General features: G+C 69.7%; 20 protein-coding genes. 11 read left to right on the top strand and 9 right to left on the bottom strand.

Annotated features, from left to right (window positions below; translation table 11 throughout):
• Positions 1-39: 39 nt before the first annotated feature.
• From paaE to paaA, 5 genes are read right to left on the bottom strand one after another with little or no spacing between them, the layout of a single operon-like run.
• Positions 40-1221 (bottom strand): 1,2-phenylacetyl-CoA epoxidase subunit PaaE, encoded by a 1182-nt coding sequence (gene paaE / locus E3T37_RS14110; RefSeq protein ID WP_134367858.1) that lies wholly within the window; start codon positions 1219-1221, stop codon positions 40-42.
• A 2-nt stretch (positions 1222-1223) separates the two neighbouring features.
• Positions 1224-1751: a 1,2-phenylacetyl-CoA epoxidase subunit PaaD gene (paaD, locus tag E3T37_RS14105; RefSeq protein WP_134367856.1), complete on the bottom strand. Its 528-nt coding sequence runs from the start codon at positions 1749-1751 to the stop codon at positions 1224-1226.
• The gene (gene paaC, locus E3T37_RS14100; protein WP_134367854.1) at positions 1745-2575 is read right to left on the bottom strand and encodes a 1,2-phenylacetyl-CoA epoxidase subunit PaaC; all 831 of its coding nucleotides are present in this window, start codon (positions 2573-2575) and stop codon (positions 1745-1747) included. Before paaC ends, paaD begins: the two co-directional genes overlap by 7 nt.
• On the bottom strand, positions 2572-2877 hold the full coding sequence (gene paaB, locus E3T37_RS14095) for a 1,2-phenylacetyl-CoA epoxidase subunit PaaB (protein ID WP_104102564.1): 306 nt from the start codon (positions 2875-2877) through the stop codon (positions 2572-2574). The genes paaC and paaB overlap by 4 nt, the downstream gene beginning before the upstream one ends.
• On the bottom strand, positions 2877-3860 hold the full coding sequence (paaA, locus tag E3T37_RS14090; RefSeq protein ID WP_134367852.1) for a 1,2-phenylacetyl-CoA epoxidase subunit PaaA: 984 nt from the start codon (positions 3858-3860) through the stop codon (positions 2877-2879). The genes paaB and paaA overlap by 1 nt, the downstream gene beginning before the upstream one ends.
• Before the next feature lie 138 nt (positions 3861-3998).
• Between paaA and paaI the strand changes: the two genes are divergently transcribed.
• From paaI to E3T37_RS14055, 7 genes are all read left to right on the top strand, one after another.
• Positions 3999-4427, top strand: coding sequence for a hydroxyphenylacetyl-CoA thioesterase PaaI (gene paaI, locus E3T37_RS14085; RefSeq protein WP_198416047.1), 429 nt, complete (start codon positions 3999-4001; stop codon positions 4425-4427).
• Between the two features lie 31 nt (positions 4428-4458).
• On the top strand, positions 4459-5769 hold the full coding sequence (gene paaK, locus E3T37_RS14080) for a phenylacetate--CoA ligase PaaK (protein ID WP_134367906.1): 1311 nt from the start codon (positions 4459-4461) through the stop codon (positions 5767-5769).
• 96 nt (positions 5770-5865) lie between these two features.
• Positions 5866-6474, top strand: a complete 609-nt coding sequence (locus tag E3T37_RS14075; protein ID WP_134367851.1) for a TetR/AcrR family transcriptional regulator — start codon at positions 5866-5868, stop codon at positions 6472-6474.
• Between the two features lie 60 nt (positions 6475-6534).
• Complete coding sequence (locus E3T37_RS14070; RefSeq protein WP_134367904.1) at positions 6535-6891, top strand: hotdog fold thioesterase; 357 nt, start codon at positions 6535-6537, stop codon at positions 6889-6891.
• A gap of 61 nt (positions 6892-6952) precedes the next feature.
• Positions 6953-7297, top strand: coding sequence for a helix-turn-helix domain-containing protein (locus E3T37_RS14065; protein ID WP_134367849.1), 345 nt, complete (start codon positions 6953-6955; stop codon positions 7295-7297).
• Between the two features lie 72 nt (positions 7298-7369).
• Positions 7370-7882: a universal stress protein gene (locus E3T37_RS14060; protein ID WP_134367847.1), complete on the top strand. Its 513-nt coding sequence runs from the start codon at positions 7370-7372 to the stop codon at positions 7880-7882.
• Between the two features lie 9 nt (positions 7883-7891).
• Positions 7892-10645, top strand: coding sequence for an HAD-IC family P-type ATPase (locus tag E3T37_RS14055; protein ID WP_134367845.1), 2754 nt, complete (start codon positions 7892-7894; stop codon positions 10643-10645).
• A gap of 98 nt (positions 10646-10743) precedes the next feature.
• On the opposite strand, the gene E3T37_RS14050 is transcribed toward E3T37_RS14055, so the two are convergent.
• Positions 10744-12861: a DEAD/DEAH box helicase gene (locus tag E3T37_RS14050; RefSeq protein ID WP_134367843.1), complete on the bottom strand. Its 2118-nt coding sequence runs from the start codon at positions 12859-12861 to the stop codon at positions 10744-10746.
• Positions 12862-13122: 261 nt separating this feature from the next.
• On the opposite strand from E3T37_RS14050, the gene E3T37_RS14045 reads away from it, so the two are divergent.
• From E3T37_RS14045 to E3T37_RS14035, 3 genes are all read left to right on the top strand, one after another.
• Entirely contained in the window at positions 13123-13599 is a 477-nt protein-coding gene (locus E3T37_RS14045; RefSeq protein WP_134367841.1) for a GNAT family N-acetyltransferase, read from the top strand.
• Positions 13596-14756, top strand: a complete 1161-nt coding sequence (locus E3T37_RS14040) for an aromatic acid exporter family protein (RefSeq protein WP_241976114.1) — start codon at positions 13596-13598, stop codon at positions 14754-14756. The genes E3T37_RS14045 and E3T37_RS14040 overlap by 4 nt, the downstream gene beginning before the upstream one ends.
• A 90-nt stretch (positions 14757-14846) precedes the next feature.
• The gene (locus E3T37_RS14035; protein WP_134367839.1) at positions 14847-15956 is read left to right on the top strand and encodes an alpha/beta hydrolase; all 1110 of its coding nucleotides are present in this window, start codon (positions 14847-14849) and stop codon (positions 15954-15956) included.
• A gap of 25 nt (positions 15957-15981) precedes the next feature.
• Here the strand turns inward: E3T37_RS14035 and E3T37_RS14030 are convergent, their stop codons facing one another.
• From E3T37_RS14030 to E3T37_RS14020, 3 genes are all read right to left on the bottom strand, one after another.
• On the bottom strand, positions 15982-16293 hold the full coding sequence (locus E3T37_RS14030; RefSeq protein WP_134367837.1) for an AzlD domain-containing protein: 312 nt from the start codon (positions 16291-16293) through the stop codon (positions 15982-15984).
• The gene (locus E3T37_RS14025; RefSeq protein WP_134367835.1) at positions 16290-17060 is read right to left on the bottom strand and encodes an AzlC family ABC transporter permease; all 771 of its coding nucleotides are present in this window, start codon (positions 17058-17060) and stop codon (positions 16290-16292) included. The genes E3T37_RS14030 and E3T37_RS14025 overlap by 4 nt, the downstream gene beginning before the upstream one ends.
• 128 nt (positions 17061-17188) lie before the next feature.
• Positions 17189-17965 (bottom strand): IclR family transcriptional regulator, encoded by a 777-nt coding sequence (locus E3T37_RS14020; protein ID WP_134367833.1) that lies wholly within the window; start codon positions 17963-17965, stop codon positions 17189-17191.
• A 94-nt stretch (positions 17966-18059) separates the two neighbouring features.
• Here E3T37_RS14020 and hutH point away from each other — a divergent pair, with 94 nt between their 5' ends.
• Complete coding sequence (hutH, locus tag E3T37_RS14015) at positions 18060-19610, top strand: histidine ammonia-lyase (protein ID WP_134367832.1); 1551 nt, start codon at positions 18060-18062, stop codon at positions 19608-19610.
• The last annotated feature ends 1092 nt before the right edge of the window (positions 19611-20702 follow it).

The following is a 20702-nucleotide window of genomic DNA, read 5'->3' as shown; positions in this document are numbered from 1 at the left end:
GCGCTTCAACGCGCGCTTCTGCTGGCGCTCCAACGGGCGCTATACGTCGTAGTCGACGACGACCTTGTCGGTCGTGGGGTGCGACTGGCAGGTGAGCACGTAGCCGCGGGCGATCTCGTCGGGCTCCAGGGCGTAGTTCTCGGTCATCGTGACGTCACCGCTGACGAGCTTGGCGCGGCAGGTGCCGCACACTCCCCCGGCACAGGCGAACGGGACGTCGGGGCGCACGCGCAGGGCGGCGTTCAGGATGCTCTCGTGCGCGTTGACCGGCGTGGTCACCGTGGCGCTCTCGCCGTCGAGGGTGAACTCGATCTCGAAGGTCTTGTCGCCGATCCCGACGATGACCGGCCGCCCGGTGTCGCCGGCGGCGTGCGTCGGCTCCCCGGTCGTGAACAACTCGAACCGGATGTGGCTCGGCTCGACGTCCACGCTCTCCAGGGTGTCCCGGCACAGCTGCACCAGCTCGAACGGGCCGCAGAGGAACCACTCGTCGACCGCGGCGGGACGGATGATGTTGGCCAGCATCAGGCGCAGCTTCTCCTCGTCGATCCGGCCGGAAAGCAGCGACGAGGACCGGGTCTGGCGGGAGAGCACGTGGTGCAGTGCCAGCCGGGCCGGGTACTTGTCCTTGAGGTCGGCGAGTTCGTCGAGGAACATCACGTCGAGTGCGGTGCGGTTCGTGTAGACGAGGGTGAAGCGCGAGCTGTCGGAGCGTTCGAGCACCGTGTGCGCGAGCGACATCAGCGGCGTGATGCCGCTGCCGGCGGCGATGCCGACGATGTGCTTGTCGTCGAGGGAGTCCAGGGCGGTGGTGAAGGTGCCCTGCGGACTCATCACGTCGATCTGGTCCCCGGCGCGCAGTTCGGTGTTCGCCCAGCTGGAGAAGACGCCGCCGAGGTCGCGCTTGATGGCGACGCTGACCGATCCCACCGCGCGGGGGCGGCAGATCGAGTAGCTGCGGCGCAGCTCGCGGCCATCGATGGTGGCGCGGAGGGCCAGGTGCTGCCCGGGGTCGTAGTCGAACTCCCCCTGCAGCTCCTCGGGGACCGCGAAGGTCACCTCGACGCTGTCCTGGGTGAGCTGGCGCACGTCGGCCACGGTCAGGGTATGGAACCGGGCGCGGCGTTTCGTGCCCGCGGCGGGGGCGCCCTCGTCGGAGCCCTCGTCGAGGACGGTGACGGTCGTTCGGGAATCGGTACTGCCCAGATTGAGTGCGGCCATGGTTACAACACCTTGAAGTAGTCGAACGGTTCGAGGCAGTCGCGGCACTCGTAGAGTGCCTTGCACGACGTCGAACCGAAGCGGGCGAGTTCCCGCGTATTCAGTGAGGAGCAGCGCGGGCACTTGACCGCGAGCTGGAGCCGGACGGTGCCGGTCGGGCGCACGCCGGAGTGACCGGTCGGAGCGGCGATGCCGTAGCTGACCAGCTTCGCCTTGCCCTCTTCGCTCATCCAGTCGGTGGTCCAGGCCGGGGAGAGCACGAGCTCCACGGTGACGTTGTCATAGCCGGCGCCGGTGAGCGCCGTGGTGACGTCGTCGCGCATGGCTTCCATCGCCGGGCATCCGCTGTAGGTCGGCGTCAGGATGACGTGGGTGCCGTCCGCGGTCACGGCGACCGACCGCAGCACGCCGAGGTCCTCGATCGTGAGCACGGGCACCTCGGGGTCGCAGACCTCGGCGGCGATGTCCCAGGCCCGTTGCGAGGCCGCGTCGCTCGGGCGCGGACGGGCGATCGATGCCACGTCTACCATTTCGCGTCGGGGTGCGCCCGGGCCAGCACCTGCATCTCGGCGAGCAGCGGCCCGAGGTTCTCGGAGTGGTCGCCGCGGCGGCCGCCCCCGGAGGAGATGAAGCCGCGGGGAACCTCGAGCTCGGCTTCGGCGAGGACGGGGAGCATGGCGGCCAGAACCGTGGCCTCCAGGGTGGACGGTCGAACGGCGACGCCCTCGAGCCGGTCGATCAGCGGCTCGTCGACGAAGAGCTCTTCGACGAACGGCCACAGGTCGGAGAGGCCCGTGATCATGCGCCGGCGGGATTCCTCGGTGCCCTGCGCGAGGCGCAGCACCCATTGGATGGAGTGGTCGCGGTGATAGTCGACCTCCTTGACCGCCTTCGCGGCGATCGCGGCGAGCGTCGCATCCGTCGACTCCATCAGAGCGCTGTACAGCTCGAACAGGTAGTGCGCGGCGATGAACTGTCGGGCGATCGTGTGGGCGAAGTCGCCGTTGGGCTGTTCGAACAGGTGCGCGGAGCGCCACTGGGGTTCGTCGCGCCAGTAGGCCAGGTCGTCCTCGGTGCGGTCCGATTCGGCGCCGGCGTAGTGCAGCAGCGAACGGGCGTGCCCGATCAGGTCCAGGGCGATGTTGCCGAGGGCGATGTCCTCTTCCAGTTCAGGGGCGCGGGAGATCCACCAGCCCAGGTTCTGGGCCAGAACCAGGGAGTCGTCGCCCAGCCAGAGCGCGTATTCGGCGACGTCGTGCGAGGCGACGGATGCCGCTTCGACCAGTTCGGCGGAGAGCTCGACCTGATCGACGTCGACGTGGCCGTATGCGTCCTGCTCGATGGTGTCGCTCACAGGTGCTTCACCCCTTCACTCTTCGTGTAGTAGCTGGCGTGGCGGTAGTTCTTGCCGGCGGGCGATTCGAAGAACGCACCCTTGGCATCCGGGTCGCTCGTGGTGATCGCGTCGGCGGGCACGACCCAGATCGAGACACCCTCGTTGCGGCGGGTGTAGAGGTCACGGGCGTTGCGCACCGCGAGGGTGGCGTCGGGGGCGTGCAGGGAGCCCACGTGGGTGTGGCTGATTCCGCGGCTGGAGCGCACGAAAACCTCCCAGAGGGGCCAGATCTCCTTCTCGGATGCACCGGGAGCGCTCATTATGCGACCGCCTTCACGGCCTGCTTCGCGGCGTACGCGGCAGCAGCCTCACGCACCCACTGGCCCTCGTTGTGTGCGTCGCGGCGGCGCTGGAGGCGCCGCGCATTCGCCGGCCCGCGGCCCGCGAGGACCTCGTGGAATTCGGTCCAGTCGATTTCACCCATGTCGTACACACCTTTTTCTTCGTTCCAGCGCAGGTCCGGGTCCGGCAGCGTGACGCCGAGCACCTCGGCCTGCGGCACGAGCATTCCGACGAAGCGCTGGCGCAGTTCGTCGTTGGAGAACCGCTTGATGTTCCAGGCCATCGACTGCGCCGAGTTGGGCGAGTCGTCGTCGGGCGGTCCGAACATCTGCAGGGCCGGCCAGTACCAGCGGTTGACCGATTCCTGGGCCATCTCGCGCTGGGCGGGCGTTCCGTTCATCAGCTCGAGCAGGATCTCGAAGCCCTGGCGCTGGTGGAAGGACTCTTCCTTGCAGATGCGCACCATGGCGCGGCCGTACGGGCCGTAGGACGCCCGGCACAGCGGCACCTGGTTGCAGATCGCGGCGCCGTCGACGAGCCAGCCGATCGAGCCCATGTCGGCCCAGGTGGGGCTCGGGTAGTTGAAGATCGACGAGTAGCGGGCCTTGCCGGCAATCAGCTGCTCGGTCATCAGGTCGCGGCTGATGCCGAGGGTCTGCGCGGCGGAGTAGAGGTAGAGACCGTGACCGGCCTCATCCTGCACCTTGGCCAGCAGGATCGCCTTGCGCTTCAGGCTGGGCGCCCGGGTGATCCAGTTGCCTTCCGGCTGCATCCCGATGATCTCGGAGTGCGCGTGCTGGGAAATCTGCCGGATGAGGGTCTTGCGATAGCCCTCCGGCATCCAATCGCGCGGCTCGATTCGTGAATCGGCGGCAATCAGGTCGTTGAACTGCTGTTCCTCGGCGGAGACCGTGTCGGTACTCTCCGGGGCGATAGCGTAGGGAACTGGCGGGATTGTCATCTTTGACTCCTGGGCTTGGCGAAGTTTTACCAACCGATCGTTCAGTTAGTATATGGTTTCCCTACTAGCCCCACAACCACGTGTTGCGGTTGCGGCACACGGAACTCAATTCACACGGAACTCAATGAGGAGAACCACATGACGGATGCTCCACCTCCCTCCAACGGGGCAATGATGATGAACGACCGGGCGTCCGCCGCTCTCGGGATGGTCGTGCACGCATCCGAGCCGGGCCGGGCCGTCGTGTCCATGCTCCTGCGGGACGACATGATGAACGGATTCGATGTCACCCACGGCGGGATCGTCTTCGCCTTGGCCGACACCGCGTTCGCGATCGCCTGCAACGACGACCACCACGTGACGCTCGCGTCGGGCGCCGACATCACCTTCCTGAAGCCGACCACCGTCGGGCAGACCCTGACCGCGACCGCCGTGCTGCGCACCAAGAGCGGCCGCTCCGGCCTCTACGACGTGCGGGTCGCCACCGAGCACAACGTGCCGATCGCGGAATTCCGCGGCCGCAGCCGCACCACCAATTTTCCTCTCCCCGGCACCGCCGCTCACTAATTCACTTCCACCAGGAGGCCTCATGTCAACGATGACCAAGACCCGCTTGCACGCTCCGGCCCAGGATGAACTCGACCTGGAAGAGCGCATGTCCCGGGACGAGCTGCAGGCGCTGCAGCTGACCCGGCTGCAGAAGACCGTGCGCCTCGCGTACCAGAACGTGCCGCTCTACACCCGCAAGTTCGACGAGGTCGGCGTGCACCCCGATGACATCCGCACCCTGGATGACGTGTCGCTGCTGCCGTTCACCACGAAGGACGACCTGCGCGTCTCCTACCCGTTCGGCATGTTCGCGGTGCCGATGGACCAGGTCGCCCGCATCCACACCTCCTCCGGCACCACCGGGCTGCCGACCGTCGTCGGCTACACCAAGAACGACCTCAAGATGTGGGCCGGCCTGGTGGCGCGGAGCCTCCGCGCCTCGGGCGTGCGCCCCGGCATGCGCGTGCACAACGCCTACGGCTACGGCCTGTTCACCGGCGGGCTCGGCGCGCACGCGGGCATCGAGGCGCTCGGCGCCACCACGATCCCGATGTCCGGCGGGCAGACCAACAAGCAGGTCAAGATGATCCAGGACTTCCAGCCCGACGTGATCATGTCCACCCCCAGCTACCTCCTCACCATCACGGATGCCATGGTCGCGGCCGGCATGGACCCGCGCTCGTCCAGCCTCAAGGCCGGCGTGCTCGGCGCCGAGCCGTGGACCAACCAGATGCGCCTCGAGCTCGAAGACCGCCTCGACTTCGACGCCCTCGACATCTACGGCCTCAGCGAGGTCATGGGCCCGGGCGTCGGCAACGAGTGCATCGAGACCAAGGACGGCCCCCACCTGTGGGAGGACAACTTCCTGCCCGAGATCATCGACGGCGACTCCGGCCTGGTGCTCCCGGACGGGACCCAGGGCGAGCTCGTGTTCACGTCGCTGACCAAGGAGGCCTTCCCGGTCATCCGTTACCGCACCCGCGACCTGACCCGCCTGCTGCCCGGCTCCGCCCGCCCCGGCATGCGCCGGATGGAGAAGATCACCGGCCGCAACGACGACATGATCATCCTTCGCGGCGTCAACCTGTTCCCGACCCAGATCGAGGAGATCGTGCTCGGCATCGAGCACCTCTCCCCGCACTTCGTGATCGAACTGACCCGGCCGAACCGAATGGACGAGCTGACCGTGCGGATCGAACGGCACGAGCACGCGACCAACGCATCCTCCGACATCGCCGCCGCGCTGCTGATCCACCGGATCAAGGACCTGATCGGGTCCAGCGTGAGCGTTCTGATCGTCGAACCCGGAACCCTCGAGCGCAGCACCGGCAAGCACAAGCGTGTCTACGACCTGCGCTGAGCGGGCCGTACTGCGCTTTTCCCGGGAAGGGCGTTTCGACGCCGGTTCGCCCGCGCCTCGACGCGGGCGGGCCGGGTCGTGAGAGACTTCTCGGTAATGTCTGAGCGACCTGTCACCAAACGCGGCCGTCCCGGCTATGACCAACGCGCCATTCTCGAGGTCGCGGTCGCCGCGTTCAACGAGTTCGGCTACGACGCGACGTCGATGGGCGTGCTCGCGACGCGGCTGTTCCTGTCGAAATCGGCGATCTACCACCACTTCTCCTCGAAGGAGGAGGTGCTGGAGCTGGCCCTCGACGAGGCCCTCGACGGGCTCGAAGGGGTGCTGCGGGACGAGAACGCCCGGGTCGGCCCGGCGATCGACCGGCTGGCCTGGGTGCTGCGCGGGGCCGTCGAGGTTCTGACCTCCCGCCTGCCCTACGTGACCCTGCTGCTTCGGGTGCGCGGAAACACGGTCGTCGAACGCACCGCGCTGGCCCGACGACGCGCCTTCGACCGGGCCGTGTCGGCGCTCGTGACGGAAGCTCGCGACGAAGGCTCCCTGCGCAGCGACATCGACCCTCGAATCGTGACCCGCCTGTTGTTCGGCATGGTCAACTCGATCGTGGAGTGGTACCGGCCGGAAGGCCCGGAGGATGCCGAGACGCTCGCCGACGACGTGCTCGCGGTGGCCCTCGACGGGCTGCGCGTGCCGGCCGGGAACTGAACGGAAGTGGGAAAAGTGAACGAGAACTGGAAGATCACGCTCGGCGAACTGGACGAGAAGATGGGGGTGACCATCGTCGAACAGTCCGCGGAACGGGTGGTCGCGACGATGCCGGTGGAGGGCAACCGGCAGTCGTTCGGGCTGCTGCACGGCGGGGCATCCGTCGCCTTCGCCGAGGCCCTCGGCTCGTGGGCGGCCGTGATCCACGCCGGCCCCGGCCGCAGCGCCGTGGGACTCGACATCAACGCGACGCACCACCTCGCGGCCCGGTCGGGCATCGTCACCGGCGTGGCCACGGCCATCCGGCTCGGCCGCACCATCGCCTCGCACGAGATCGTGATCAGCGACGACCAGGGCCGCCGCCTCTGCACGGCCCGCATCACCAACCTGATCATCGAGGCGCCGGAGCGGCCGTAGTCCGTCCACGGGCTCGAGACCGCCGACACCTGCGCGACGCCGGTGGACTACTCTCGCTTAGATGAACGCATCGGACCCTGACCAGGAACCCCGACTTGCCCCCGGGAGCGACGCCCGCTGGACGTTTCTGACCAACCACGCGCACGTTCTCGTCACGATCGCGCGCGATCCGCAGTGCCGGATGCGCGAGGTGGCCTCCCGGGTGGGCGTCACCGAGCGCGGCGCCCAGAAGATCATCGCCGACCTCGTGGCAGACGGTTACATCACCAGAACCAGGATCGGGCGGCGCAACAACTACCAGATCGCCACCGGGCGACCGTTCCGGCATCCGGTGTCCGACGGCCACGAACTCGACGAGCTGCTCGCCGTGCTGGTGCCGACCCCGCCCCCCACACTGGACACCTGAACCGCAGTTCACTAATCTGGGAGTGTTCTGATCGTTCTGCCTTACTCGTCACCTTAGTCCGGAGAGTCCGCCGTGAGCACCGAAGGCACCACCCCAGCAGCCAGATCGGAAACCGCCGCGGCCACCAGGCAACCGCCGGCACCGCCCGACAGCATCGTCGTCGGCCACGACGGCTCGACCTTCGCGGACCACGCGCTCAGCACGGCCTTCGGGCTCGCCGACCAGCTGCACGCCCCGATCGTGATCGTGCGCGCCTGGTCAATCGACACCGCCCCCAGGCCCGCGAGCTGGGAGTTCGGCTACGTATCGTCCTTCGCCGAATACTCCGACGCGGTTCGGGCAGCACTGATCGAAGACACCGCAGCGATGGTGCACGCCTTCCCGCACGTGAGCGTCGACTACCGGGCCGTGCATGCGGGGCCGGCCCGAAGCCTGATCGAGGTGTCGCGGGACGCGCGCATGCTCGTGGTCGGTTCCCGCGGCCGCGGCAACCTGGCCGGCCTTCTGTTGGGCTCGGTCAGCGACCAGTGCACCCGACTCTCGGTCTGCCCGGTGCTGGTGACGCGCAAGCCGGCGACGGGCTGACCCAAACGGATGCCTGCCACCTCGTCCCCAGCGGAGGCAACCGAGCACGCCGCCTGGCACACTCTCTCGGCCGCTGAAACCACCACGGCCCAGGACGTCGACGCCCGCACCGGGCTTGCCGCCTCCGCCGTCGATGACCGCCGGCGGCGTTACGGACCGAACCTGCTTCGTAAGCCGAAGCGCGTGCCGACCTGGCGCAAGATCGTGCGCCTTCTGGCCGAGAAGATGACCATCGTGCTCTTGGTAGCCGCGGTCGTCAGCGCCGTCGTCTCGCGGGAGCTGGAAACGCCAATCGTGATCCTGGCCGTGATCATCCTGAACACCGTCCTCAATTATGTGCAGGAGCGACGGGCTGAGAGCAGCCTCCAGGCGCTGCAAAAGCTATCGGAAGGCAGGGCCGTCGTTCGCCGGGGCGGCACCGAACTCGAGGTGCAGTTCTCCGAGCTGGTGCCGGGCGACATTGTGCTCCTCGACGCCGGCGACTCCGTTCCGGCGGACGGCCGGGTCATCGACGTTGCCGGCCTCCAGGTGGCGGAGGCTGCCCTGACCGGGGAATCCGAACCGGTCGGCAAAACCATACCCGCGCTGGACAATGCCGGACTGCCGCTCGCCGACCGCACCAACATGCTCTTCATGAACACCTTGGTCACCCGCGGCCGGGCCACCATGGTGGTCACCGACACCGGCATGGGCACGGCCGTCGGCGGCATAGCGGTGCTGCTGAACGAGGTGAAGAACGACAAAACGCCTTTGCAGCGGAGGATCGACCAGCTGGCCCAGCTGCTCACAATCGCGGCGCTGGTCGTGGTGGCGATCGTCTTCGTGCTGGGCCTGCTGCGCGGGGAGTCCTGGACCGAACTCCTGATCACCGCCGTCTCGCTGGCCGTTGCGACCATTCCCGAGGGTCTCACCGCGGTCGTCGCGTTCACCCTGGCGATGGGTGCCTCGCGACTGGCCGCCCAGGGCGCGATCATCAAGCAGCTCTCGGCGGTGGAAACGCTCGGCAGCGTCAGCCACATCGCCACCGACAAGACCGGCACGCTGACCATGAACGAGATGACGGCCCGCCGGCTGCACACCCATGGCCGCGATTTCCGCATCACCGGCGAGGGCTACTCCACCGATGGCAGGATCCTCACCGCCGACGACGCCCCAATGCCTGACCTCACGGAGGCGTTCCTGACCATGGCCCTGTGCAACGACGCCGTGCTGCACGACGGCGTGCTGGTCGGCGACCCCACCGAGGGGGCCCTGGCCGTGCTGGCCGAGAAGGGCGGCATCGACGTCGCGGGTGCGAGGCGGACCCACCCCCGGGTGGCCGAAGTGCCCTTCGACTCCGACTACAAATTCATGGCCACGTTCCACCGACCGGCCGAGCCGACGAGCGGACTCCCGCAACCCGGACACCGCTGCTTCGCCAAGGGCGCGCCGGGCGCCCTGCTGCCCCTGACCGACTCCGTGCTCACCGACGACGGCCTCCGCCCTCTGGACGACACTCTACGGCAACGGATCCACGACACCATCCAGGAGCTGGCCGGGGACGGCCTTCGCACCATCATGATCGCCGGACGCACCCTCGACGCCGGCACCGTTCCGGGCGAGGACTCCGGTCGCTCGTTGGTCACCGGGCTGACCCTCTACGCCATCGTCGGAATCGTCGACCCACCCCGGGTTGAGGCGGCCGAGGCTATTTCGGTGGCGCTCGGCGCCGGCATCCGCGTGCACATGATCACGGGCGACCACCTGGTGACGGCCTCGGCCATCGCCCGCAACCTGGGCCTGCCGGGCGAGGCTGCTGCCGGTGCCACGCTGGACGACCTCGACGACCACGAGCTCGCCGTCTACGCCGCCGATTATGGGGTTCTCGCGCGGGTCACCCCGGCCCACAAGATCCGGGTGGTCAGGGCGTTGCAGGCCGGCGGCGATGTCGTGGCCATGACCGGGGACGGCGTCAACGACGCGCCGGCACTGAAGCAGGCCGATATCGGCATCGCCATGGGTATCACCGGCACGGATGTCTCCAAAGGCGCCGCAAACATGATCCTCACCGACGACAACTTCTCCACGATCGTCTCCGCGGTGCGGGAGGGACGCGGAATCTACGCCAACATCCTGAAGTTCGTCCGGTTCCAGCTGACCACCGCGTGGGGATTCGTGCTCATCTTCCTGATCGCGGGCGTCACCGGCTGGGCCGCTGGTGCGCCGTTCACTGCGCTGCAGATCCTCTGGGTCAACATCATCATGGACGGCCCACCCGCACTGGCGCTCGGCCTGGATCCGGCCGAACCCGGCACGATGAGCCGGCCTCCGCGCCCGTCGGACGAACCCCTGATCACTCGGGACCGGATGCTGCGCATTCTCGGGCTCGGCCTCGTCATGGCCGCGGGCACCCTGACCGTGTTGACTCAGGCGTCCCCGCTGTTCCCGGAAAGTGCTGGGAACCCAGCCTTCGCCACAACCCTTGCGTTCACCACCTTCGTCTTCTACCAGGTCTTCAACCTGCTCAACGTGCGCTCGGACACCCACTCCGTCTTCTCACTTCAGACGTTCACCAACCGCAGCATCTGGCTGGCACTCACCGCGGTGATAGTCCTGCAGATCCTCGTGGTGCAGATCGACGTGCTCCAGGCGCTCTTCGACACCACCGCCCTCACGCCGACCCAGTGGGGCCTCTGCGTACTGGTCGGGTCGTCGGTGCTATGGATCGAGGAGATCCGGAAGGCCATCGTGCGGGCAACCGGTCGTCGGGCGGCTCGCCGCTGAGGCTTTCCTGCCCCGGAACGCGCGGAGGGGCACCCACCGTGACGGCGGGTGCCCCTTCTTCAGGTGCTGCTGTGCGGTACTGCCGGGTGCTGCTCGGGTTAGATGCCCGCGAGGTCGCGAACCGCGGAGTCGCCCGGGGTCGCGCTGGTGAAGCTGGCCTCGATCTCGGCCCGGTCGAGCAGGTCGTCCATGCGGCGGCGACGCTGCTTCGGGATCAGCGTCACGACGGTGCCGGACTTGCCGGCGCGGCCGGTACGGCCCGCGCGGTGCAGGTACGTCTTGTACTCGTCGGGAGCGTCGGCCTGGATGACCAGATCGATGTCGTCGACGTGGATGCCGCGGGCCGCGACATCCGTTGCCACCAGCACGTTCACGCGTCCGCTGGTCAGCATCTGCAGGTTACGAGTGCGGCGGGCCTGGTTCAGGTCGCCGTGCAGGCTGGTCGCCTTCACGCCGGCGTCTTCGAGCTGCTCGGCGAGCTGCTCGGCGTAGGCGCGGGTGCGCGAGAAGATCAGCGTCTTGCCCTGACGGTCGACGAGCTGGCCGATGATGGCGCTCTTGTCACGGTGCTCGATCATGAGCACGCGGTGGTCGATCGTGGAGGAGGCCTGGTCTTCACCGGCGACCTCGTGCACGGCCGGGTTGGTCAGGAATTCCTTGACCAGCTGGGCGACGCCCTTGTCGAGGGTGGCGGAGAAGAGCAGCTTCTGGCCGCCCTTCTTGGTCAGGCGCAGGATGCGCTGAACCGGCTCGAGGAAGCCCAGGTCGCACATGTAGTCGGCCTCGTCGAGGACGGTGACGACAACCTCGGACAGGTCGAGACGACCCTGCTCGATCAGGTCTTCGATGCGGCCGGCGGTGCCGATGATGATGTCCACGCCGCGCTGGAGGGCGCTGACCTGACGGTACTGCGGGACCCCGCCGTAGATCTGGGTGGTGAAGAGGCCGACGCTGCGGGCGATGGGCTGGATGGTGCGGTCGATCTGCAGGGCCAGCTCACGGGTCGGGGCCAGGATGAGCGCGCGGGGCTTGCGGGCCATCTTGCGGTCCTTGGCGCCGTTGTTCTCCAGCAGCTTCTCCACGAGGGGAGCGCCGAAGGCGATGGTCTTGCCGGAGCCGGTCTTGCCGCGGCCGAGCACGTCGCGGCCGGCGAGCACATCCGGGATGGTCGCGGCCTGGATCGGGAACGGGGCCGAGGCGCCGAGGGTGGCGAGCTCGCGAACGATGTTCTCGCCGAGCCCCAGGTCGCCGAAGGTCACACCGACGACTTCGGCAGCCGTCGTCGCGATGGCTTCCAGACGCTCGAGCACCACGTCGTCGCCGGCGGCGAAGTGCGGCTTGGAGTCGCGGTCCGGGTAGAAGTTGCTGGAGTGGCCGCCCTCGGAGTGTGAACGCTCGTTGCGTGCCGGGCGGTCGTTGTTGTACGCCGGACGATCCATGCGGGCGGGACGGTCGCCGTAGGACGGACGCTCGGTGCGAGCCGGGCGGTCGTTGTTGTACGCGGGACGGTCCGTGCGGGCGGGACGGTCACCGTAGGACGGACGATCAGAGCGAGCAGGGCGGTCGTTGTTGTACGCCGGACGATCCGTGCGTGGACGGTCGTTGTTGTAGGCCGGACGGTCCGTGCGGGGACGGTCGTTGTTGTACGCCGGACGATCCGTGCGCGGGGCGCGGTCACCGTAGGCCGGACGATCGGAGCGGGCCGGACGGTCGCCGTACGACGGGCGGTCGTTGTTGTACGCCGGACGATCCGTGCGCGGGCGGTCGTTGTTGTACGCCGGACGATCCGTACGGGGACGGTCGTTGTTGTAGGCCGGACGATCCGTACGGGGACGGTCGTTGTTGTAGGCCGGACGATCCGTGCGCGGAGCGCGGTCCCCGTAGGCCGGACGATCGCTGTTGTAGGAGGGACGGTCGTTACGGGGACGGTCGCTGTTGTACGAGGGGCGGTCGCCGCGCGGGGCGCCACCGGTGGAGGGGCGATCGCTGCGGTTCGGGCGGTCGCCGTAGGCGGGACGATCGGGACGCTGGCCGTAGGCAGGGCGGTCGTTGCCGGCAGGGCGGCCGGCGGCACGGTCGGCGCGTTCGCCGGCGTTCCAGCGGGCCTTCTTGGGCGCACCATCGTCGGCGTGGTGGCCGCGGTGTCCGGGGCTCTTGCTGCCGCCCTTGGACGGTCCGCCCTTGGCGGCGTACTTCGGATCAAAATTTTTAGGCATGGAGACATTCCTGGGTTGTGTTGAGTACATGGCAGAACAACGACGCACATGCGACGCAACCTGAGAACCCGGGCAGTCTATGGCCGGGGCCGTTCACATACAGTGATTTTTCACCAGCGGATTACTGGGAAACCGGCCCATCCTGACTTACAAACCCATCCGCGCACACAAAAACAAACACGGTGTCAAGAGCCGACCTGCCTACGTTACCTGATTGACGCCGAAATGTCACGGCCGGTCTGCAGCCTCTACGCTTATTTGATGCTGATGACCATCGCCATCGAGTCTCCGCGTCCGGCCGAGGTCGCCGCCCTGATGCGGCTGAGCGCCGACTTCGCCCAGTCCCTCTACCCGCCCGAAAGCAACTTTCTGCTGAGCGCCGACGAACTCGAGCAGCCCGGCGTGCGTTTCTACACGGCCAGGGATGACGACGGCCGCGCCCTCGGCATTGCCGCCCTGGTGGCCGCAGATGACGGTGCGACGGCGGAGCTCAAGCGCATGTTCGTGCACCCGGAGGCCCGCGGCCAGGGCATCGCCGGCCGCCTGCTCGACCGGATCGAAACGGATGCGCTGGCCGGCGGCATCCGTGAAATCGTTCTGGAGACGGGGCCGGACAGTGCCGCGGCGCTCGCGTTCTACCGCACGGCCGGTTACCGTGAGATTCCCCGGTTCGGCCAGTACATCGGCGAGGAGTTCAGCGTCTGCTTCGCCAAGGCCCTGGCGGAGGGGTCGCTGTGAAGCGGGCAAGGGGCACCCTGACCCGGGCGGCAACGGGCAGCGCCCCGATGGCACGGAAGTCGTTCTTCTGGATGGGGACGACGGCCACCAGCCCGCGGATCGTGCAGGCCCTCAAGGCCGCCGTCGCCGTCGCGATCGCCTGGTCGATCGCGCCGCTCCTGCCCGGCGTGGCCGACGACTACCCCTACTACGCGCCCCTGGGTGCGCTCGTGAGCATGTACCCGACGCTGATGAGCTCCGTGCGGAACGCCCTGCAGACCCTGGGCGGCCTGGCCGTCGGAATCCTGCTCGCCGGGGCCGTCATCGTTCTCAGCGAACCCAACGTGTTCACCATCTCCCTCGCGGTCGGCGTGGGCGCCGTCATCGCGGCCTCCGGCTGGTTCGGCGCCAACCGCGAGTACATCCCGGTCACCGCCCTGTTCGTGCTGATCGTCGGCGGGCCGAATGCCGACGGCTACTCCATCGGCTATCTCGAGCAGATGACGCTGGGAATCCTGGTCGGCCTCGCCGTGAACCTGCTCTTCTTCCCGCCGCTCGCCTTCGAAGCCGTCGGTCACCAGCTGGCCCTCTTCCGTCGAACCCTCGCCGAGCACCTGTCGGAGGTCGCCGACGCGCTCGCCGACAGCTGGCCACCCGAAAAGGACGGTTGGGCCTCCCGCAGCCAGGAGCTCGTGGCGGTCGGCCGCGCCGTGCGGGCGGCGGTGAGCCACGCCGACGACAGCCGCAAGGGCAACCCCCGCGCCCGCCTCCACCGGCGGGATCTCCGCACGGACTACGACGACCTGGCCGCGCTCGAGACCGTCACGTTCCATGTGCGCGACCTGACCGAGGTGCTCACCGGGGCGGTCTGGGGCACACCGGTGCAGCTCGAGCTGCGGCCCGAACTGCGGCCGGCGCTGAGCCGCGCGCTGCACGCCGTGGCCGCGGTGCTGCGGGACTGGGACCCGGACGAGGGCGCGACGGCCGCATTCACAGAAGCAGAGGCCGCCCTCCAGAATTTGATGACGGAACTGGACGAACGGAAGGCCTCGGCTCCGGCGACGTCCATGGCCGTCGCGTCGACCATCTCGATCAGCATCACCCGGATCCTCGCGGCCCTCCGGCCGGAGGAGGCGGAGGAGACCGCGCCTACCCCGGATGCCGCGCCGCCACGCTGAGCGTTCGCGGGAGCCGACCCGGGAACGGGATTCGGTGCGAGGCCGGGCACGATCTATCCTCGAGACACCTACCCGCAGCTCGGAGCATCCGTGATCATCGGCCCCCGCCTCACCCGATTCGGTTCACGCCGCGTCCGCATCACGGCGATCCTCGGCGCAGCGGCCGTCGCACTCACCGCGACGACCCTGCTGGCCGGGCTCCGCCCCGCACCGCACGACGTGACGCCGGACGAGCCGGGCGCCGCCGACAGTGAACTCGTGACGACGGAGATCATCGGCATCCGGACCATCGCCCCACCCGAAGGCGTGACGGTCGACACGGATGTCCTGTACGGCACCCGGGCGGACGGCGCCCAGCTCACCCTCGACGTCTGTTCCCCCGCCGAGGCCGCACCGGAGGCAACGGCGTCCCCGGCGCCGACGGCCACGGATGCGGCGGCGACTGAGGCGACGGCCACGGATGCGGCGGCGACCGAGGCGGCGGCCGGCCCCGCGTCTGCGCGGCGCCCCGCCGTTCTCTCGGTCCATGGCGGCAGCTGGAACCACGGGGACAAGGGCAACAGCGACTGGCGGGCGGTTTGCACCTGGCTCGCGAGCGAGGGATTCGTGGCCTACTCGGTGAATTACCGCCTGGTTCCGGATGCCCTGTTCCCCGCCGCGATCGATGACCTGGGCCTGGCCGTGGAGTGGATGCGCCAGCCCGACCACGCCCTGCGCTACGGCATCGACCCGGATCGGATCGGCGCCTTCGGCGGTTCCGCGGGCGGCAACCTCGCCGCCCTCCTCGGTGCCCGGGGCTCCGGGCCGCTGACCGAGGGGTCGCGGGTGGCCGCGGTCGCCGAACTGACCGCACCGGTCGATCTCAGCTATCAGGGGCTCGTGACCGGCGGCGCCCCGTTCGGGCTGCAGCGGCTCGTGCAGCGTTACCTGGGCTGTGCGGCGCCGACCGGCTGCTCCGCCGCCGAGGCCGCGTCCGTAGCCAACAAGCTCGACCCGAGCGACCCGCCCGTCTTCATCGGGGCGTCAATGGACGAGTTCATCCCGCTGAGCCAGTCCACCGGGTACGCGGACGCGCTCGAGAGCCAGGGAATCCCGCACGAACTGGTGACCGTGCCGGGAAGCTACCACTCGATCGGCATCCTCGACGAGGCCATGCGCGCGAAGGTCTCGGCGTTCCTGCACGCGGCCCTGGACGATTAGTTCCAGGGCGACCGGCCCCGCGCGACTAGCTCCAGCCGAGGAGGCGCAGGCCGGCTGCCGCGGCCGCGCCCACGACCACCACCACCAGGAACGGCGCCCGCAGCCAGAGGGCGACGGCCGCGGCCGCGAGGGCCCCGATCCGGGCGTCGAGCACGAGTTCCTGGCCGGTCGCGACCGTGTTCGCGACCGTCAGGGACGCCAGCAGGCCGATCGTCAGGGTGCCGGCCACGCGGGCGACCCGGGGATTCGTGAGCCACCGGCGCGGCACGAGATAACCGAGCAGTTTCGTGAGGAAACCCACCGCGCAGGCGACCAGGATCCAGAGCCACAGGGTCACGAAACGGCTCCCGTCCCGGGCTCGCCCGGCCGGTCAGTCTGGGGGCGGGGAGCGGGATACGGGTCGATGTCGGGCTCCAGCCCCTCACCCTCCGGACCGCGCCGGAAGCCGAACCAGCCGATGGCGCCGGCGACGACGGCCGCCACGAGGATGGGCACGCCCGGCGGCACGACCGGCACGGCGAGCACGGTCGCCAGCGCGCAGACCACCGCGATCGCGCCGGCCTCCCGCGACCGGAGCCGGGGCCAGAGCAACCCGAGGAACGCGGCCACCGCGGCGCCGTCGAGTCCCCACTGCTTCGGGTCTCCGAGCGCGTCGCCGGCGAGCGCCCCGACCAGTGTGAACGCGTTCCACAACACGAAGATGCCGACTCCGGCCACCCAGAATCCGCGCTTCTGCTCGACCGGGTCGGACTGCCCGGTGCTCGTGGCGAGCGATTCGTCGATGGTGACGTGGGCGGCGGCCAGGCGGCGCCAGCCGCGGGGGTGCAGCAGCGCGTTCAGCTGCATGCCGTAGACCGCGTTCCGGATGCCAAGCAGGGCGGCCGCTCCGGCGGCGGCCACGGGGGTGCCGGCGCCCGCGATCACACCGATGAACGCGAACTGGGAACCCCCGGAGAAGAGCAACAGGCTCAGCGCCGACGTCTGCCAGAGCGTGAGTCCGGACGCCACGGACAGGGCACCGAACGAGATGCCATAGAGTCCGGTCGCCACCGCGATCGACAAACCGACCCTGGCCCCGGGGGACTGGCGGAGAGTGGTCGGCACCGCTCAATGCTATTGGTGCGCGGGCCGCTATTGGTCCGCAGGGCTATTGGTCCGCAGGGCTATTGGTCCGCAGGGCTATTGGTCCGCAGGGCTATTGGTCCGCAGGCCGCTGTCGGTACGCAGGCCGATCAGGCGCCGGGGTGCCGGCCGCGGATGCGCCGGGAGAGTTCCGCCGCCGTGCCCGCCAGCTCGGCGGCGAGCCCCGGCCACTCGGACGGCGCGATGCGCTCCCGCGGGAACGTGAGCGCGATGCCCGCGGCCGGCCAGCCCGCGTGGTCCCGCACGGCCACGGCGACGGATGCCATCCCCGCCGTGATCTCGCCGTCCTCCTGCGCGAACCCGTCGGCCCGCACCCGCTCGAGCAGCCGCCGCAGCTCACCGGAGGTGCGCGGGCCCTGCCCGTCGCGGGACGCGAACGCCGCCGCATTGGGGTACAGCGCCCGCAACTGGGCGGCCGGCAGCGCCGCGAGGAGGGCGCGCCCGCTCGCGGTGAGGTGGCTCGGCAGGCGCACGCCGACATCCGTCACCAGCGACGGCCGGCGCGGCGCGCGCTCCTCGATCAGGTAGATCACGTCGCGGCCATGCAGCACCACGAGGTGGGCGCTCTCGCCGAGCCGGTCGACGAGCTGCGCGATCAGCGGGCGACCGAGGTGCGACAGCGGCTGCTGGCGCGCGAAGCCGGAGCTCAGCTCGAACGCCGCCACCCCGAGCCCGTAGCGCCGTTCCTCGGGCAGGTGCACGACGAAACCCTGGTCGGCGAGCGCCGCCAGCAGGTCGTAGACGCTCGACCGCGGCAGGCCCAGGGCCGTGGCGATGGCGGAGGCCGGCACCGGCCCGCGCTGCATCGCCAGATGCGAGAGGATGCGCAGCGCGCCATCCGCCGCCGGAACCTTCGCCCTGTTCATGAGTCACATCCGCCCTCGTCAACTGTCCGGGATACCGGACACATCCGAGTGTAAACCCGTGGTGCCGGCGGCCGGGCTGGTGTCGAATCGGAGTATGAACCTCGCCACCGCATCCGTCACCGTGGGCACCGGCCCGATCGACTTCACCGACGTCATCGCCGTGGCACGCCAGGACGCCCGCGTCGTGCTGGCGCCGGCAGCACTCGACGGCGTCGCCGCGACCCGCCGCATCATCGAGGGCCTGGCCAGCGACACGAGCCCGCACTACGGGATCTCGACCGGCTTCGGCGCGCTCGCGACGACCTACATCGAGAGCGACCGCCGCGCCCAGCTGCAGGCCAGCCTGGTGCGCTCGCACGCGGCCGGCAGCGGCCCCGAGGTCGAGCGGGAGGTGGTGCGCGCGCTGATGCTACTGCGGCTCTCGACCCTGATGACCGGACGCACCGGCGTGCGACCGGTCGTCGCCGAGACCTACGCGGCGCTGCTCAACGCGGGCATCACCCCGGTCGTGCACGAATACGGTTCGCTCGGCTGCTCCGGTGACCTCGCCCCGCTCGCACACTGCGCGCTCACCCTGATGGGCGAAGGCCGGGTGCGCGATGCGAGCGGCACCCTGCGGGGCGGCGCCGAGGCCCTGGCCGCCGCCGGGATCAGCCCGGTCGTGCTGGCCGAAAAGGAGGGCCTCGCCCTGATCAACGGCACCGACGGCATGCTCGGGATGCTGGTGCTCGCCCTCGCCGACCTCTCCCGCCTGCTCACGACCGCCGACATCGCCGCGGCGATGAGCGTCGAGGCCCTCCTCGGCACGGATGCCACCTTCGCCGCCGATCTGCAGGCCCTGCGGCCCCAGCTCGGCCAGGCGGTCAGCGCGGCCAACCTGCGGGTCCTGCTGGCCGGTTCCCCGCTGCTGCAGAGCCACGCCGGCCCGGACGATCCCACGGTGCAGGACGCGTACTCGCTGCGCTGCGCCCCGCAGGTGCACGGCGCCGCCCGGGACACCCTGGACCACGCCGCCCTGATCGCCGGCCGCGAACTGGCCAGCGCCGTGGACAACCCCGTCGTCACGCTGGACGGCCGGGTGCAGTCCAACGGCAACTTCCACGGCGCCCCCGTCGGCTACGTGCTCGACTTCCTCGCCATCGCTGCGGCGGATGTCGCGAGCATGAGCGAGCGGCGCACCGACCGGCACCTCGATGCCTCCCGCAACAAGGGACTGCCTCCGTTCCTGGCGCACGAGGTCGGCGTCGACTCGGGCCTGATGATCGCGCAGTACACGGCCGCCGGGATCGTGTCGGAGCTCAAGCGGCTGGCGGCGCCGGCATCCGTCGACTCGATCCCCTCGTCGGCGATGCAGGAGGACCACGTGTCGATGGGCTGGGCGGCGGCCCGCAAGCTGCGGCATTCGATCGACGGCCTCGGCCGGGTGCTGGCGATCGAGATCATGACCGCCGCGCGCTCGCTCGACCTGCGTTCGCCGCTCGTTCCCGGGCCCGCCACCGGTGCGGTGCGGGGCCTGGTGCGCACCGTGGCCGACGGCCCGGGTCACGACCGGTTCCTCTCCCCCGAGATCGAGGCCGTCGTCGCCCTGGTCGCGACGGGCGCGGTGCGGGATGCCGCTGCCTCCGTGACGGGCCCCCTCGCCTAGATCCCCCCCGAGGGCGCTGAACCAATTCGACGGAGATTTTTCCGCGAAGGGGTGTTTTCGTGCCCTTTGGGCCCGATTTCGTGGTCATTCGGGCAAAATCTCCGTCGAATTCGTTAGGGCGCGGGCCGCAACGCGCGGGTGATCCCGGCCCGGACATCCGCTGAACTCGGACCGGTCCGTGCGCTGTGCCTGTCCTCTCGTTCGCCGGTCGGGTCTGCTTGTGAGCGCCGATGGCCCATGCCATGATGTCTCCGCCGCGACCCTTCGAACGGCAGGTCTACCACCCGAAATGAATTGCGCAGGCTCATGAACTCCAGGCCGAGTGCTCGCCGGACCAGCCGTGCACCGGGGCAACCCCCGGAACGACGTCTGGCCGCTTCCGGCGCGTGCCTGGCGATCACTCTGCTCCTGGCCGCCGGGGGCCCGGCCCCCGCCCGGGCAGACGCGGGGCCGACGCTGCCGGGTCCGGGCAGCACCCCGTTTTCGGGGAGCACCCCGTTTCCAGGGCCGGCGGAACAGCCGGCACAAACACCGGCACCGACACCGGGGCCCCCTGCCGTGCCAACGCCAACGCCGACAACGGTTCCCCCGCCCGGCCCAGCGGTGCCCCCCGCACCGGCCCCCGGGCCGACACCCACCCCGGCTCCCCCGACCGTCGCCACGCCGACACCAACACCNCCGACAACGGTTCCCCCGCCCGGCCCAGCGGTGCCCCCCGCACCGGCCCCCGGGCCGACACCCACCCCGGCTCCCCCGACCGTCGCCACGCCGACACCAACACCGAGTCCGACACCGACGCCGGCAACGGTCCCGACACCGGCACCGGTCCCGACGCCGGTTCCTTCGCCCCACCCGGCGCCCACTCCCATACCGACCCCAGCCCCCACTGCCATTCCAGCTCCTACCCCGACGCCGACGACAGCGCCCCCGCCGACCCCCGACCCGCCGACCCCACCCGCGACGAACCCGACGGACGAGCCGCCGCCGGTATCCGTGCCAGTTCAGCCCGCACCCGCCCAGCCCCTGCCCGCCCCGCCGGCGGCCGCCGCGCCGCTCCCGTCCGCACAGCCCTCCGGCTCGGCCTCAAGCGCC

Source organism: Cryobacterium sp. TMT2-10, from assembly GCF_004403075.1.
GTDB classification, from domain to species: Bacteria; Actinomycetota; Actinomycetes; order Actinomycetales; family Microbacteriaceae; genus Cryobacterium; species Cryobacterium shii.
Note: the sequence above shows the minus strand (reverse complement) of the source record. Positions and strands in the feature narration are given on the sequence as shown.